We start from the raw sequence: 16,053 nt of genomic DNA, 5'->3' as shown, positions 1-16,053 counted from the left end.
CGCGCGACGCTGGCAGCGCGGTCGGCAAACCGCTATCTTCTGGGCTGACAACGCACTGGAATCTCCCATGGCCACGCTGCCCACTTTCCGCAACGGACGCATCGCCCTGCCGCTCGGCATTGTACTGCTGGCCCTGCTATTCCTGTTTCTGGCGGTCGCCGCCTCTCAGCAACGCGACGCCCAGTGGCGCGAGCAGCTGTTCAATGAAGCTCGCCGCGACCTGTCCGTCCTCGAACAGGCCCGACAAGCCATGCGCGGCGAAGCCCGGATCGCGGTCTACAGCCTCAGCCAGGACCCTGACGTTCTGCGGCTGATCCGGCGCATCAATACCCTGATCAGGGAGCACGGCCGGGCCCATCCGGAGGTGCTGCGCCTGCGCGCCCAGCTGGCAGAAGACCTCGACGGTTTCTGGCAGCTACTGCGCCAGGCCGGAGCTGAAGAATTACAGGTTAACCTGATCGAAGACCGTAGCACCCTGCTGCGCATGCGGGAGCGGGATGTCTGGGGCGATCAGCACGACGAGGGCAATCCGCTAAATCAGCTGGTGATAGACGACCCCGCGATCCGCAGCGGACTGACGCTCCATTACGACAATGCCAGCGAGAGCGCCGTTGCCCCGCTGCTCGCAGACAACCGCCCCGACAGTCCGCTGATTGCCACCTTGCAGGTTAGCTTCCCGGCACTTGTCGACGGACCTATCGATAGGTCCGAAGGTCTGTCTCTGCTGCTCGAAGCCGACAGCGTCCCTGCCGGATCACTCAAGCACTCTATGCCGCTGCTGGGGCAAGGCCGCTGGCTGCAGGTAGAAAAACACGGTGCAGCAATGCCGCCCGGCGTAAGCGACGCTCTCGGTACCCTCGACCAGCGAACGCCGGAACGGCTTTACAGCAACAGTGACGGCACCTGGCTGCTGAGCCTGCTGCCACTGGAAGCCGTGGCCGATGAACAGCCGGCCGACACCCCTGCACCAACCGCTCTGGTGCTCTGGCGCGATATCAGCACCCAGGCAGCGGCGCATCTGCGTGAACAGCGGCAGCTGGCAGGTAAATGGCTGCTGGCGCTGGTTGCAGCCTGCGCCCTGTTCAGCCTGCTGCAGTTAAGCAGTTACCGGGCGGCACGCCGCCAGGTGCTGCGCCACGCCGACGCCATACGCGAGGAAAGCCAGAAGCGGGAGCACAATCGCCGCCTGCTGGAAATCATTGCCCGCACCCAGTCGGCCTACATCCAGCAGAACCGGATGCAGGTCAGCCTGCACGAGGTGCTGGAACAGATACTGGCGTTGACCGGCTATCAGGTCGGTTTGCTCAGCCAGTCCCGGCTCGAACCGGACGGTACCCAGACACTGCAGCTACAAAGCAGCATTGATACCCGGCCGCATCCCGAACCGGCCCCGCGTACTCTGGTTGACGCCATGAATGCGTCCAGCAGCGACCAGCAAGCCAGGCTTATCGCCAGCGACAACCCTGAGCTGCACGGCGCCGCGCTCCTCCCGCTGCTTTTTGGCGGGCGGCTGATGGGCATGCTGGCCCTGTCTCATGGGCCGGATGAGGCCGGACCGGCGCTGCTGACATTTCTGGCACCGCTGCAAACCAGCCTGGGCCAGCTGCTTAATGCAATGCGCCAGCGTGAGGAGCACACAGCCCTGCAGGAACGCCTGGAGCGCCAGCGGCTGGCGCTGGGCTCGCTCAATCGCATCGCGGCGGACTTTGGCCTGTCTCATCAGGAGCGCCTGAAACGACTGCTCGACCTGGGCTGTGATTACCTGCAGCTGGACCTGGGGCTGGTCAGCCGGATCAGCGGCAGTACCTATGAAGTAATCGCTGCCAGCAGCGGCGAGAACAGTCCGGAGAGCGGAGCCTGTTTCGACTTCGAACAAACCTACTGCAACCTGACCTATCAGCACGACGATGTCATGGTAATCGACAGCATGGGTAACTCGCGCTTCAACGGACACCCCTGCTACCGGACCTTTGCCCTGGAGTGCTACATCGGCGTTGCGCTGATCGTTGGCAACCGCCGTTACGGCACGCTGAACTTTTCCGCCTCGGCACCGCGGGCACGACCGTTCGATGAGGTCGACCTCGATTTCATGCGGCTCTGCGCCCGCTGGTGCAGCGGCCTGCTCGAGCAGCAGGCCGAGCAGCAGGCCCGCGAAGCGCTGCTGCAGCGCTTCGCCAAACTCAATCAGCACCTGCCCGGCATGGTCTACCAGTACCAGCTGAGCAGCGACGGACACAGCTGGTTTCCCTTCAGCAGCGAGGGCATCGGCAATATCTATGACCTGACACCGGAGCAAGCCGGTATCGATGCCAGGCCGGCCATCGAGCTGATCCATCCGGAGGACCACGACCGGATCGTGGCCGAAATCGGCGAATCCGCCCGCCAGCTCACCGAGTGGCGCTCGGAATACCGCGTTCGCCATCCGCGGCTGGGCGAAATCTGGGTCGCAGGCTACGCAAGTCCGGAGCCACTGGCTAACGGCGACATCGTCTGGCATGGATTCATTGCCGATATCACCACGCGCAAGCACATCGAGCAGCACCTGGCCAGTGAACAGCAAAGGCTGGCACGTATCATCGACGCTACCGGCGTCGGCAGCTGGGAATGGGACATGAGCGCGGAACAGCTCGAGGTCAACCCGCGCTGGCTGCAGATGCTGGGCCTTCCGGCAGCTAGGCCACAGTCGATTCCGGCGGCCAGCTGGTCAGAACTGATTCATCCGGACGACCGGGAAAGCGCTCGTGCGCAACTGCTGGCCCACCTGCGCGGCGAGACCGACCATCTTCGCTATGTCTGCCGTGCCCGCCATCAGGATGGCCACTGGGTGTGGATCCAGAGCCACGGCCAGGTCTCGCGCCGCGATGCCAGCGGCCGGGCACTTTGGATGAGCGGCATTCACACCGATATCAGTCAGGAGATGGCGGCTGCCGAGGAGGTGCGCGAAGCCCGTGCCTTCTTGAGCGCCGTGATCAAGGCCTCAACCGAGGTGGCTGTCATTGTCGTCAACACCCGGGGCAGCATCACCCTGTTCAACACCGGTGCTGAAAAGTTGCTGGGTTACCGGGCTGAGGAAATGGTCGGTCAGCAAACGCCCATCTGTTTCCACCTATCCAGCGAAATAGAACAGCGCAGCCAGGAGCTCAGTGCCCACTACGGAAAGCCGATAGATGGTCTGGAGGTATTTCTCCACGAAGCACGGCAAGGCGGCTCGGAAACCCGCTCCTGGACCTATCGGCGCAAGGATGGTCAGGAGCGGCAGGTCAATCTGACGGTCACCCGCATCGCCGACGAGCACGGCGAGGCCGTCGGCTATCTTGGCATGGCCACCGATATTACCGACCTGGCCGAAGCCACGCGCGCCTTGCAACAGAGCGAGTCGCGCTTCCGCAGCATGGTCAGCAACCTGCCCGGCGCGGTGTATCGGCGTCGCCCGGACCACCAGTTGAGCATGTCCTACCTGAGTAACGAAATAGAACACATTACTGGCTATCCGGCTGTTGATCTGGTCGATAACCGGCTCCGCAGCTATGCCAGCATCGTCCACCCTGATGACCTTTCGGCTCTGCGAGAACGCATACAGGGCACACGCAGCGAGCCGACCTTCGAGCTCACCTATCGCCTGATTCATGCCAACGGGCAGATCGTACAGGTACGCGAAAAAGGCCGTGCCGAATTTGCTGCCGACGACAGTCTGATCGGCTTTGACGGATTCATCTGGGATGTCACCGAGCAAATTCGGATCGAGCAGATGAAGGCACAGTTTGTCTCCACGGTCAGCCATGAGCTGCGCACCCCGCTGACCGCCATCAGTGGCGCTCTGAAGCTTATCCATGGCGGCGCGCTCGGTACCATCCCCGAAAACATGCGTCGGCTGCTCGGTATCGCGGTGCAAAACAGCGAAAACCTGCACAGCCTGATCAATGACCTGCTAGATATGGACAAGCTGACCGCCGGCCAATTGCAGATCCAGCTGCAGGATCAGCCCCTGCGCCCCTTGCTCGAACAGGCGCTGGAGCTCAATCAGAGCTATGCCGACCAATTCCAGGTAACGCAGTTACTGGATCCGATAGACGACGTGGTAGTCAGCGTTGATCGCCAGCGGTTTGGTCAGATACTGGCCAACCTGCTGTCCAAAGCAGCCAAGTTCTCGCGCCGGCAAGGTCGCATCTGGCTCGGTGCCCAATACCTTGGCGACCAGGTAGAGATCAGCGTGCGCGACGAGGGTATCGGCATTCCATCGACGGAGCACGAGCGCATCTTCGACAAGTTCTTCCAGGTCGACAGCACCAGCACCCGCAGTCGCACCGGATCAGGGCTTGGTCTGGCCATTACCCGCGAACTGGCGCGCCGTATGGCCGGCGAGGCCGGCTTTGAATCCCGCGAGGGAGAGGGTTCGCGGTTCTGGGTACGCCTGCCTTGCAAGAGCACAGCTGCAACCCGGGAAACTGTCTAAACTGACCTGTAAACCCGTCTTGCGGAGTCAGCGTGAACAACGGCGATAGCAACGACCAGCAGCGCCTGGCCGCCCTGGCGCAGCTGCATATCATGGACACACCCAGGGAACAGGCCTTCGACGACCTGACAACACTGGCTGCGCGCTGGCTGGACACTCCGATCGCACTGATCTCGCTGATTGATAGCCAGCGCCAGTGGTTCAAGAGCCGTGTCGGACTCGATATCAGCGAAACGCCGAAAGAAATGGCTTTCTGTGCCCACGCAATACGCCAGCCAACGTTGATGGAGGTAACCGATGCCACCCTTGATGCGCGCTTTGCGGGCAACCCGCTGGTCACCGGTGACCCCGGCATCCGCTTCTATGCCGGCATGCCGATTGCCAGCCCCCAGGGCACCCTGATCGGCACCCTCTGCGTCATCGATCAGCGGCCCCGCACCCTCAACGACCAGCAGCGTGACACCCTGCAACGGCTGGCCAGACTGGTCGAATACCAGCTGCAACTGCGCCACACCCTGCTGACCAGCCTGGAAGAGGCGCATGAGCTGGCACACCAGCAGGCGCTGAACCGGCGGCTCCTCGACTCTCTCAAGGCCGGCGTGGTTGCCTGCGCGGACGACGGCACTCTGACCCAGTTCAATAGCACCGCCCAGCAATGGCATGGTACCAACATGCTCAACCTGCCACCGGAGGAATGGGCACGCTCCTACGATCTCTACGCTGCCGACGGCCGGACGCCGCTGACCACGGACGATATACCGCTGGTGCGCGCCTGGCAGGGCAAACCGGTCGAGAACGTTGAAATCTGCATCGCCTGTGCCGATCAGCCGCTGCGCCACGTGCTCTGCAGTGGTGGCCTGCTGTATCCCGAACAGGGCGGTCCGGGCGCCGCCATCGTGGTCATGCACGACATTTCCGAAATCCGTCACGCGAGCAACATGAAAAGCCACTTCCTGGCGACTGTCAGCCATGAGCTGCGCACCCCGCTGACCGCCATCACTGGCGCCCTTGGCCTGCTGCACAGCGGCACAACCGATCCCAGCTCCGCCGCAGGTGCACGATTGCTTGGTATTGCCCGGGAAAACAGCCAGCGACTCAATGAGCTGATAAACGACCTGCTCGACATGGAAAAACTTGAGGCCGGCAAGGTAGCGCTACAGCTTGAACCCCAGGACCTGCGCGCCGCTGTTGTTCAGGCAATGGAGAGCAACCGCCCCTACGCGGAACGCTTTCAGGTGCACTGGTATATCCCCGACGGGCTGGCCGACATGGCCATCATCGCCGATCAGCGCCGCCTGCAGCAGGTGCTGACCAATTACCTGTCGAACGCCGCCAAGTTCTCGCACTCGGGCGGCTCGATCCGCATAGAGTGGCACCTGAAGGGTGACTCGGTCACGGTCAGTGTCGTTGATCAGGGCATAGGTATCGCCGCCGAACAGCAACCGCTGCTGTTCACGCAATTCAGTCAACTCGACACAACCGACAAGCGTCGGCGCGGCGGTACCGGGCTTGGGCTGGCTATCTGCAAGGAGCTGATTGAACGCATGGGCGGCCAGGTAGGCGTGCAATCGGAAGTCGACAGGGGCTCCTGTTTCTGGTTTACCTTACCGCTAGCGGTGTCAGACAATCGACAAAATCAAGGCGATGTGCCACCACCTTGACATCGATCAAGGCAGTACCAAGACACAGGATGCACAATAGTATGACGGTAGTACTGAAACGCATAATGCACATCGAGGATGATCCTTCGATTCAGGAAGTTGCCCGGGTCGCACTGGAGGTGGTGGGCGGCTTTGAGGTACGCAGCTGCGACTCCGGTGCCGACGGCCTTGCCGCCGTCGATGACTTCAGCCCCCAGCTGGTCCTTCTGGATGTCATGATGCCCGGAATGGACGGCCCGCAGACCCTGACCGAGCTGCGCAAGCTATCCTGCATGAAGGGCGTGCCGATCGTATTCATGACGGCCAAGGCGCAGACCCAGGAGGTGGCTGCCTACCGAGACCTGGGTGCCGCCGGCGTCATCATCAAACCGTTCGACCCTATGACCCTGTCAGATCAGATCCGCGAGATTTGGGAACACAAGCATGCATGAATCAGAACAGCTCGTCGCCCAGCTGGCCGCTCTGGAAGAGCGTTTTCGCCAACGTCTGCACGACGAACTGGATGAGCTGAACCACCTTGCGGATCAGCTGCAAAATACCCCAAACGCATTGCAGGATATGCGTGATCGCCTGCACAAGCTGGCCGGGTCAGCCGGCACCTTTGGCTACGCAGCCCTGGGTGAGCGTTGTCGAGAGCTGGAACAACGCGCCCAGGCCGAGCTGGATGCGCAGCACCGCTCCAGTGCCGTGCTGAATAGCCTGGCAGAGGCGACGCATCACCTGAATCAGCTGCTGGAGCATACCCCCGATACCCCAACCGAGCACCAGCGCCTCGACACACCAAGGACCGATGAGCGTGATCAGCGGCATATTGGCCTGCTGGTGGCGGACGACCAAATGCGCGAGCAGTTACAGCGCACCCTGGGCAGCTTCGGTTACCAGACGAGTTGCTTCGACAATCCGACGACCCTGCATCAAGCCGATCATATCGACGCCATGATTGTCGACACCAGCCCGCCTGGCAGCACACTGCTGCAGGACCCGGTGTTTCGCCAGCGTGATGCCCAATCGCCGCCGCTGCTGGTCATCAGTTCACAGGACAATTTCACCGGTCGCTTGCATGCCGTGCGTGTTGGCGCCATCGGTTTTTTCACCAAACCGGTTGATCTGCCGATGCTTGAGAGCCGCCTGGAACGCTGCTTCAACACGCTTCAGGGCGGCCCGTTCCGGGTGCTGATCATTGATGACGATACCGAGTTGAGCGCTCGCTACGCCCTGGTGCTGAGCAGCGCGGGCATGATGGTCGACACCCTGAGCGATCCGCACCAGTTGCTGGACAAGATGACAGCGTTCAGCCCTGAAGTGGTGCTGATGGACCTCAGCATGCCGCAGAACAGCGGTCCGGAACTGGCACAGGTGATCCGCCTGAACGACGACTGGCTGCGTGTCCCCATCGTTTACCTGTCGGCCGAGGTCAATGCCGAGCGGCAGATGTCGGCCCTGCTCAAGGCCGGAGACGACTTCATTACCAAGCCGATCAGTGACAGCGCTCTGCTGACGACCGTCTATGCCCGCGCACAGCGCGCCCGCATGGTCAGTGAAGCACTGGCTCGAGACAGCCTGACCGGCCTGCTGAAACACGCCGACATCAAGGAGCAGGTTGAAATCGAAGCCGAGCGGGCGCTGCGCACCCGCTCCCCGTTGACCGTCGCCATGATCGACATTGATCGTTTCAAGTTGGTCAATGACCGGTACGGCCATGCCAGCGGCGACAGCGTGATCCGCGCCCTGTCCAACCTGCTGCGCCAGCGCCTGCGCAAGATCGATCGGCTGGGCCGCTATGGCGGCGAGGAGTTTGTTGCCGTGTTGCCAGGCTGCAGTGAGGACGATGCCTTCAGCATACTCGACAGCATTCGTCAGGCCTTCAGCGCGGTGCAGTTCAGTTCGGCACAGGGCAAACCGTTCAACTGCACCTTCAGTGCCGGCATCAGCAGCTGCATGGCACCGGACTGGAACAGCAACGCCCTGCTGGATGACGCCGACCGCGCACTCTATGACGCCAAGGAATCGGGTCGCGACCGTATCTGCAAAGCCGGGGCTGGTAACCATTGAAAGCAATTATCGTCGAGCAAGACCCCTGGATTGCGGAACTGTTGCGTTCCGTCCTGCGCGATCTGGGCGGCATCGAAACCCACCTGTTTGATAGTGCTGTCAGCGCCATCAACCACCTGCGCAGCGACCGCGTTGATCTGCTGATCACCGATCTGCAGCTCAGTGACCGCAGTGGTCTGGATCTGGCCCGAGAGGTCGCACGGCGCGCCCCACGCAGTCTGCGCGTGCTGGTCACCGCCAGCATCGACCGTCAGCTGGTGCTCGATGCCCGCGCCGCCGGCATTGCCGACTTGATCGCCAAGCCGTTCAAGCTGGATGACCTGCGCAGGCGACTGGCTAGGTTGCTGCAGCGGGATCAGGAAGGAAGCGCCGCAGCGGGCAATATCGGTGATCTGGACGGCTTCCTTCAGGCGCGTCTCAAGCAACCGATTCGACTGGCCTGGACCAGCCCCGAGCGTCAGCAGGAGGCTGCAGTATTGCCGCAGCAAGCCAATCAGGCCGATTACCTGACACTCGCACGCAACGAGCCGCTGCTGGCCCTGGTCAGTATCAATCGCGCCAACCGCGAAGGCCTGCTGCGCGGCCGTGAGGGCGCCTGTATCAGCCTGAGTGAGGCCTATGAGTGGCTTGGCAGCCATACCTGCGCTGACCTGGCCAGGCGACTTTCACGCGCCCGCATCGCACTGGAGCATCCCCTGCTGCAACGTCTGGCCGCCGGCTTCATGGCCGAACGTGAAGCCCTCTCCGATGCCCTGAAACGTCTGAGCGCACACCAGTCGATCGCCGCCGGCCCGCTGGATACCGCTGTGAACTTCTGCCGCCTTGGCGAAATGGCGGTGATCTGCGCCATTCAGCACTACCTGAACTACGGCCAGCAGGCCGATGATGACACCATCAAGCAGATGATCAACGACTACGCCGCGCCTTTCGGCAACCAGATCAAGACCCAGCAGCAACTGCCATTCCTGCTGCGCGAACTGACGGGCTCGCTGTTCCAGCTGCCCCAGACCGGGCTGCGCAAGGATCGCATTCTGATGCGCATCGCGGCGCTGGAAACCGGCTTCGCCAAGCCCGACCCGAGCCAGCTGCAGCAATTGCTCAGGTTGATCGGCCACGACCGGGTCGAGGTGAGCTAACCCACCAACGCCATCAAAGCGCGGGTCAGACTTTCGGCGGGCTCGGCGCGGCAACCGGTTACGTTCTGCCCGGCCCACAACGGCGAAAAATCTCCGCTTCCGGCTTTCTCTGCCGCCGTGCGCAGCGGCGTGATCGCCGTACCGGCGAGCGGGAAGGGGGGCGGCAGATCACTTATGGGTCCCAGCTCACGCATCACCCGATTGACGATGCCCCGCGCGGCGCCGCCGGAGAACAGGTTGGTCAACGCCGTGTGCTGCGCCGCTTCACTCTGCAGTGCTGCCCGGTGCAGTGCGCTGGTGGTTGCCTCCGGGCAGAGCAGGTAGGCGGTGCCAATTTGCACTCCGGAAGCGCCCAGTGCCATGGCGGCGGCTACACCGTTGGCGTCGGCAATGCCACCAGCGGCGATCACCGGGATGTCCAGCGCCGCCACCAGCTGCGGCAACAGCGCAAACGTGCCCATCTGCAGGCTCACATCGGTCGACAGAAAATGTCCGCGATGGCCACCCGCTTCCAACCCCTGGGCAATCACCGCATCGGCACCATTGGCCTGCAGCCAAAGGCCTTCGGTTACGGTGGTGGCGGTGGACAGCACCTTGCCGCCCCAGCCCTTGATCCGCTCGATCATGGCCGCTTCCGGCAGGCCAAAGTGAAAGCTCACCACCGGTGGACGGTAGGCGCTGATCAGCTCAAGGGTTTCGGCATCGAACGGGCGGCGACCGGCACCGGGTTGAATGCTGTCGATATCCAACCCGAACTCGGCGTAGTAGGGCGCCAGTGCGGCGCGCCAGACTTGCTCTCGGGCCTCATCAGCAGACGGTGTCTGGTGGGCAAAGAAATTAAGATTCCAGGGGCCTGCCGCCTCACGCTGCAACACCTCCAGTTCCGCGCGCAGCGCATCGGCACCGAGCATGGCGCAGGGCAACGAGCCCAACCCGCCCGCGCGGCACACCGCCAGCGCCAGCGCGCTGTTCTGTACACCCGCCATCGGCGCCTGAATCAGCGGCAGTTCGGTTCCCAGCAGATCGGTCAATGTCATCCAGCGTGCTCCATTTTGCGGTGAGTAGCGCCGCAAACCATAGCACGCCGGGGGGTCGAGCTCCCGCTCGACCAGCAAGCTCCGCAGCAGCCACGTGGCCGAGTTGGAACTCGGCCTTCCCGGTCAATACTGCAAGTCGGACAGGTCGCGAAACAGATCCAACGCCTCAGGGTTGGCCAGCGCGTCGGTGTTCTTCACCGGCAGACCGTGCACCACGTTGCGCACCGCCAGTTCGACGATCTTGCCACTGCGGGTGCGCGGGATATCGCTGACCGCGATGATCTTCGCCGGCACGTGACGCGGGGTGGCGTTGGCGCGAATCACCTGGCGGATCTCCGCCTCCAGTGCCGCATCCAGTTCCATCCCCTCACGCAGGCGCACGAACAGCACCACCCGCACATCGCCCTGCCACTGCTGGCCGATGGCGAGCGATTCCAGCACCGCCTCGACCTTTTCCACCTGCCGATAGATTTCCGCAGTACCAATACGCACGCCGCCGGGGTTGAGCACTGCATCCGAGCGGCCGTGGATGATCAGCCCGCCGTGCGGGGTCTCTTCAGCGTAATCGCCGTGCGCCCAGACGCCGGGGAAGCGCTCGAAGTAGGCGGCGCGGAAACGGCTGCCGTCTTCATCCTTCCAGAAGCCCAGCGGCATCGACGGGAAGGGTTTGCTGCAGACCAGCTCGCCCTTGCCCTCGGCCAGCCGCTGCCCTTCGTCGTCCCACACCTCGACCGCCATGCCCAGGCCCTTGCACTGCAGTTCGCCACGCCAGACCGGCGCGGTCGGGTTGCCGAGGGCGAAACAGGAGACGATGTCGGTGCCACCGGAGATCGACGACAGGCACAGGTCCGCTTTGAAGCAGCGGTAGACGTAATCAAAGCCCTCGTGCGCAAGCGGCGAACCGGTCGACAGCACCGCCTTCAGGCGGCTGAGCTGGTGGCTGCGATTCGGCTCGACCCCGGCCTTTTCCAGCGCGGCCAGGTACTTGGCGCTGGTGCCGAAAATACTGATGTTTTCCGCGTCGACCAGGTCGATCAGTCGCTCGGCCGAGGGCTCAAACGGCGAACCATCGTAAAGTACCAGCGTAGCACCCAGCGCCAGCCCGGAGACCAGCCAGTTCCACATCATCCAGCCGCAGGTGGTGAAGTAGAACAGCACGTCCTCGCTGCCCAGATCGGTGTGCAGGCCGTGCTCCTTGAGGTGCTGCAGCAGGGTGCCACCGGCACCGTGAACGATGCACTTGGGCACCCCGGTGGTGCCGCTGGAATACAGAATGTAGAGCGGCTGGGCAAAGGGCAGGGCGGTGAACGCCGGGCTGCCGGCCGGCTGGCTGACGTCGTCCCAGTGGGCGGTCGAGACCACCGAGGCAAACTCGGCCAGACACGGCTCCACGCCACCGTAGGGCACCAGAATCAGCTGCTGCAGGCCGCCCAGCTGCGGCAGGATTTCCGCCAGCTTGCTGCTCATATCCAATTGCTTGCCGGCGTAGCGGTAACCGCTGCAGGCGATCAGCACCCGCGGCTCGATCTGGCCGAAGCGGTCGACCACGCCCTGCGCGCCAAAGTCCGGCGAGCAGGAGGACCAGACCGCGCCGATGCTCGCCGCCGCCAGCATGCCGACCACGGTCTGCCAGGTATTGGGCATCAGCGCCGCAACGCGGTCACCCGGCTGCACACCGAGCTTCAGCAGGTGCTGCTGCAACCCGGCCGCCCGCGCCGCCAGCTCGGCGTAGCTGAGCTGCTCACGCTGACCGTCTTCGCTGATCGCGACCAGCGCCGGGTGATCGTCGCGGCGGCGCAGCAGGTGGGCGGCAAAGTTCAGCTCGGCACCGGCAAACCACTGCGCGCCGGGCATGGCATCCGGGTTATCCAGCACCCGCTGCGGCGGCGTGCTGAAGTCCACCGCAAAGAAGTCGGCCACCGCCTGCCAAAACGCGTCAACCGCGCTGACGCTCCACTGATGCAGCTCGGCGTAGTCTGCCAGCGCCAGATCATGGCGTTGATTGATAAAGCGCCGGAAGGCATCCATCCGACTGGCCGCAACCCGCTCGGGCGCCGGCCGCCACAAGGGTTCGCTCATGCCTGCTCCCGAGCCAGCAAGGCCCGCGCCACGCGCGAGCCGTTGGTTTTGCCCAGCACGTTGCAGATGTGCTGACCGGCCTGCACCAGCGCCGCCATATCCACACCCGTCTCGATACCCATGCCGTTGAGCAGGTAGAGCACGTCTTCGGTGGCGACGTTGCCGGTCGCACCCTTGGCGTAGGGGCAACCGCCGAGCCCGGCGACCGAGCTGTCGAATACCGCCACGCCTTCCAGCAGGCTGGCGTGGATATTCGCCAGCGCCTGCCCGTAGGTATCGTGAAAATGCCCGGCCAGCAGGCTGCGGTCGATATCGCGGCCAACCACCTCGATCAGCCGGCGGGTATCGCCTGCGGTGCCGACGCCGATGGTGTCGCCGAGCGAGACCTCGTAGCAGCCGCTGTCGAGCAGCTCGCGGGCAATCGCGGCGACCTGCTCCGGCGCTACGTCACCATCGATCGGGCAGCCAAGCACGCAGGAAATATAACCGCGCACCTGCACGCCGTGCTCCCTGGCCGCTGCCATGATCGGCTCAAAGCGCTGCAGGCTCTCGGCAATCGAGCAGTTGATGTTCTTTTGCGAGAACCCCTCGCTGGCGGCGGCAAACACCGCCACTTCCTTCACCCCGGCGGCGAGCGCGCCTTCGAAGCCCTTGAGGTTCGGCGCCAGCGCCGCGTAGGTCACGCCGGGTTTCTGCTGAATAGCGGCAAACACCTCGGCGGAGCCGGCCATCTGCGGCACCCATTTGGGCGAGACGAAGCTGCCAACCTCGATATAACTCAGACCGGCAGCGCTCAGGTCATCGACCAGACGCACCTTGTCGGCGACGCTGATCGGTTGTTTTTCGTTCTGCAGGCCATCACGCGGGCCGACTTCGACCAGACGCACCTGTTGCGGCATGCTCATGCCGTTGCCTCCTCAGCAAGCGGTTGCAGCGCCACCAGCACCCGGCCTTCGTCAACCAGATCACCCTCGGCGCAGTGAACGGCCGTGACCTCTCCGGCCTCGGCAGCGCGAATACTGTGCTCCATTTTCATTGCCTCGACCACCACCAGCAACTCGCCGGCAGCCACCTGCTGACCCGGCTCGACCAGCACCCGCACCACGCTGCCGTTCATCGGTGCTGTCAGCCCGCCGTGGCCGTGTTGCCGGGCCTCTACCTCGCTGACCGGGTCCACCAGGGTGACCCGTTGCAACTGCCCGTTCCACTCGACAAACAGCCACTGACCGCGGCGTTGCACGATATGACGACGCCCCTCAACCAGCAACTGACCGCCCTGCAGGCTGACGCCGGCAGCGGGCAGGGCGCGCGCCTCGGCCTCGCCACAGCGCAGATGCAGGCGCTGCTCGCCGGCCAGTCCGAGGCGCAACCCGGAGGAAGCGGCCCAAGGGCTGTGCGGGTCATCAGCCCGCGCAGCAGAGGGTGCCGTCAGCAACCAGGCACGGGCCGCCAGCGCCCAGAAGGCGTCGGGCAGCGGGGCCGGTGCAGGCAACAGGACGTCGGTATGACGGGCGATAAAACCAGTGTCCAGCTCGGCGGCAGCAAAGGCCGGATGCGCCAGCACCCGGCGCAGGAAGGCGAGGTTGCTGTGCACTCCGCCCAGCTGCTGCTCGGCCAGCATCGCCAGCAGACGGCGGCGGGCGGTTTCCCGGTCTTCACCCCAGGCAATCAGCTTGCTCAGCATCGGATCGTAGAACGGCGAGATGCGGTCACCCTCGACCACCCCGCTGTCGACCCGCCGCCCAACGCCCCCCGCCGGCTCAAAGTACAGCGTCAGCTCGCCGCTGGCGGGCAGAAAGTCCTGCTCCGGGTCTTCGGCGTAGAGCCGCACTTCAATCGCGTGACCGCGCAGCACGATCTGCTCCTGGCTCAGCGGCAGCGGCTGCCCTGCGGCCACGCGCAGCTGCCAGGCGACCAGATCCTGCCCGGTAATCAGCTCGGTGACCGGGTGCTCGACCTGCAGACGGGTGTTCATCTCCATGAAGAAGAAATCGCCACGGGCGTCGAGCAGAAACTCCACGGTACCGGCGCCAACGTAGCCGATCGCCCGCGCGGCGGTGACCGCCGCCTCGCCCATGGCCCGGCGCAATTCCGGCGACAGGCCGGGCGCCGGCGCTTCTTCCACCACCTTCTGGTGGCGACGCTGGATCGAGCAGTCACGCTCGGCCAGATACACCCCGTTGCCGTGCTGGTCGGCAAACACCTGAATCTCCACATGGCGCGGCTGCAGCACGTATTTTTCCACCAGCATGCGCGCATCGCCAAAGGCAGCCTGCGCTTCACGCTGAGCGGAGGATAGCGCCTCACTCAGCTGCGCCTCGCTCTCGACCACCTTCATGCCCTTGCCGCCGCCACCGGCCGCAGCCTTGAGCAGCACCGGGTAACCGATCTTGGCGGCTTCGACGCGAAAGGTCTCCAGCGCCTGATCGTCGCCGTGATAACCGGGCACCAGCGGCACCCCGGCGGCGTCCATCAGCGCCTTGGCCGCCGACTTGCTGCCCATGGCGTCAATCGCGCCGGCCGGCGGGCCGACGAAGATCAACCCGGCGGCGTCGACCGCGCGGGCAAAGTCGGCGTTCTCGGAGAGAAAGCCGTAGCCGGGGTGAATCGCCTGGGCACCGGTGGCCTTGGCCGCGGCGATGATCGCCTCAACCCGCAGATAACTCTCGCTCGGCCGCGCGCCACCCAGGTTGACCGCCTGATCGGCGCAGCGCACGTGCAGGGCGTCGCGGTCGGTATCGCTGTGTACCGCCACAGTGGCGATACCCAGCTCGCGCGCGGTGCGCATGATGCGGCAGGCAATTTCGCCGCGGTTGGCAATCAGCAGGGAATCAATCATGGCTCGCGCACCAGCCGGGTTGGCGTTTTTCCAGGAAGGCCGACAGGCCCTCCTGACCTTCGGGGCTGATCCGCACCCGGGCAATCGCTGCCTCGGTGTAGCGGCGCAGCGGCGTGCTCATGGCGCCCAGCCCGACCTCCTGCAACAGCGCCTTGGTGGCGCTCATCGCCTGCGGACCGTTCAGCAGCAGGTTGGCGACCCACTGATCGAGCGCCGCCTCCAGTTCGGCTGCCGGATAACACTCGGCCAGCAGCCCCAGCTCGCGGGCCCGCAGGCCGTCAAAGCGTTCGGCGGTCAGCGCGTAGCGGCGGGTGGCGCGGGCACCGATGGCCTGGGTAACGTAGGGGCTGATCACCGCCGGCAGCAGACCAATGCGCACCTCCGACAGACTGAACAGCGCGTCCTCCGCGCCAATCGCCATATCGCAGCAACTGATCAACCCGAGCGCGCCACCAAAGGCCGCGCCCTGCACCACCGCCAGTGTCGGCACCTTGAGCTGCGCCAGCGACGCCATCAGCTGGGCCAGCTCGCGGGCGTCGTCCAGATTGGCGTTGTAATCCAGCGCCGCGCAGTCGCGCATCCAGGCCAGATCGGCACCGGCAGAGAAGTGCTTGCCGCGGCCGCGCAGCAGCATGAAGCGCACCGCCGGGTTAGCCGCCACCGCATCCAGCGCATCCAGCAGCTCGCGGATCATCTGGGCGTTGAAGGCGTTGTTCTTGCTTGCGCGAGCAAGCCAGAGCGTCGCCACACCGTCTGCGCGGAATTCGAGTTCTATCGTTTCGTAAGCATTCATGTT

Annotated in this window: 10 protein-coding genes; 5 read left to right on the top strand and 5 right to left on the bottom strand. The window is 64.2% G+C overall.

The window, feature by feature from the left end; genetic code table 11:
- Nucleotides 1–67 precede the first annotated feature (67 nt).
- Genes ACZ5WQ_RS14185 through ACZ5WQ_RS14165 form a run of 5 tightly spaced genes read left to right on the top strand, consistent with a single transcriptional unit; the run spans nucleotide 68 to nucleotide 9,302 of the window.
- The gene (locus tag ACZ5WQ_RS14185) at nucleotides 68–4,453 is read left to right on the top strand and encodes a PAS domain-containing protein (RefSeq protein ID WP_464382512.1); all 4,386 of its coding nucleotides are present in this window, start codon (nucleotides 68–70) and stop codon (nucleotides 4,451–4,453) included.
- A 32-nt stretch (nucleotides 4,454–4,485) separates the two neighbouring features.
- Nucleotides 4,486–6,114, top strand: a complete 1,629-nt coding sequence (locus ACZ5WQ_RS14180) for an ATP-binding protein (protein WP_464382511.1) — start codon at nucleotides 4,486–4,488, stop codon at nucleotides 6,112–6,114.
- A gap of 41 nt (nucleotides 6,115–6,155) precedes the next feature.
- The gene (locus tag ACZ5WQ_RS14175) at nucleotides 6,156–6,545 is read left to right on the top strand and encodes a response regulator (protein WP_335601015.1); all 390 of its coding nucleotides are present in this window, start codon (nucleotides 6,156–6,158) and stop codon (nucleotides 6,543–6,545) included.
- Complete coding sequence (locus ACZ5WQ_RS14170) at nucleotides 6,538–8,166, top strand: diguanylate cyclase (protein WP_464382510.1); 1,629 nt, start codon at nucleotides 6,538–6,540, stop codon at nucleotides 8,164–8,166. Before ACZ5WQ_RS14175 ends, ACZ5WQ_RS14170 begins: the two co-directional genes overlap by 8 nt.
- Nucleotides 8,163–9,302, top strand: coding sequence for a response regulator (locus tag ACZ5WQ_RS14165; RefSeq protein WP_464382509.1), 1,140 nt, complete (start codon nucleotides 8,163–8,165; stop codon nucleotides 9,300–9,302). The genes ACZ5WQ_RS14170 and ACZ5WQ_RS14165 overlap by 4 nt, the downstream gene beginning before the upstream one ends.
- Here the strand turns inward: ACZ5WQ_RS14165 and ACZ5WQ_RS14160 are convergent.
- From ACZ5WQ_RS14160 to ACZ5WQ_RS14140, 5 genes are all read right to left on the bottom strand, one after another.
- The gene (locus ACZ5WQ_RS14160; protein WP_464382508.1) at nucleotides 9,299–10,339 is read right to left on the bottom strand and encodes an NAD(P)H-dependent flavin oxidoreductase; all 1,041 of its coding nucleotides are present in this window, start codon (nucleotides 10,337–10,339) and stop codon (nucleotides 9,299–9,301) included. The genes ACZ5WQ_RS14165 and ACZ5WQ_RS14160 overlap by 4 nt on opposite strands.
- 123 nt (nucleotides 10,340–10,462) lie before the next feature.
- Nucleotides 10,463–12,418 (bottom strand): acetoacetate--CoA ligase, encoded by a 1,956-nt coding sequence (locus ACZ5WQ_RS14155; protein ID WP_338212517.1) that lies wholly within the window; start codon nucleotides 12,416–12,418, stop codon nucleotides 10,463–10,465.
- On the bottom strand, nucleotides 12,415–13,323 hold the full coding sequence (locus tag ACZ5WQ_RS14150) for a hydroxymethylglutaryl-CoA lyase (RefSeq protein WP_233048606.1): 909 nt from the start codon (nucleotides 13,321–13,323) through the stop codon (nucleotides 12,415–12,417). The genes ACZ5WQ_RS14155 and ACZ5WQ_RS14150 overlap by 4 nt, the downstream gene beginning before the upstream one ends.
- Nucleotides 13,320–15,257 (bottom strand): acetyl/propionyl/methylcrotonyl-CoA carboxylase subunit alpha, encoded by a 1,938-nt coding sequence (locus ACZ5WQ_RS14145; protein ID WP_464382507.1) that lies wholly within the window; start codon nucleotides 15,255–15,257, stop codon nucleotides 13,320–13,322. Before ACZ5WQ_RS14145 ends, ACZ5WQ_RS14150 begins: the two co-directional genes overlap by 4 nt.
- Nucleotides 15,250–16,050, bottom strand: a complete 801-nt coding sequence (locus ACZ5WQ_RS14140; RefSeq protein ID WP_464382506.1) for a gamma-carboxygeranoyl-CoA hydratase — start codon at nucleotides 16,048–16,050, stop codon at nucleotides 15,250–15,252. Before ACZ5WQ_RS14140 ends, ACZ5WQ_RS14145 begins: the two co-directional genes overlap by 8 nt.
- Nucleotides 16,051–16,053 lie beyond the last annotated feature (3 nt).

The organism is Halopseudomonas sp. T1L2, assembly GCF_055397385.1.
The sequence above is the reverse complement of the archived record's forward strand: the minus strand, read 5'-3'. Positions and strand labels throughout refer to the sequence as shown.

Excerpts from the sequence above, each read along its gene's own strand:
- ACZ5WQ_RS14145 (WP_464382507.1), bottom strand. The coding sequence starts at position 15,257 with ATGATTGATTCCCTGCTGATTGCCAACCGCGGCGAAATTGCCTGCCGC.
- ACZ5WQ_RS14140 (WP_464382506.1), bottom strand. The coding sequence starts at position 16,050 with ATGAATGCTTACGAAACGATAGAACTCGAATTCCGCGCAGACGGTGTG.
- ACZ5WQ_RS14155 (WP_338212517.1), bottom strand. The coding sequence starts at position 12,418 with ATGAGCGAACCCTTGTGGCGGCCGGCGCCCGAGCGGGTTGCGGCCAGT.
- ACZ5WQ_RS14175 (WP_335601015.1), top strand. The coding sequence starts at position 6,156 with ATGACGGTAGTACTGAAACGCATAATGCACATCGAGGATGATCCTTCG.
- ACZ5WQ_RS14160 (WP_464382508.1), bottom strand. The coding sequence starts at position 10,339 with ATGACATTGACCGATCTGCTGGGAACCGAACTGCCGCTGATTCAGGCG.
- ACZ5WQ_RS14150 (WP_233048606.1), bottom strand. The coding sequence starts at position 13,323 with ATGAGCATGCCGCAACAGGTGCGTCTGGTCGAAGTCGGCCCGCGTGAT.
- ACZ5WQ_RS14170 (WP_464382510.1), top strand. The coding sequence starts at position 6,538 with ATGCATGAATCAGAACAGCTCGTCGCCCAGCTGGCCGCTCTGGAAGAG.
- ACZ5WQ_RS14185 (WP_464382512.1), top strand. The coding sequence starts at position 68 with ATGGCCACGCTGCCCACTTTCCGCAACGGACGCATCGCCCTGCCGCTC.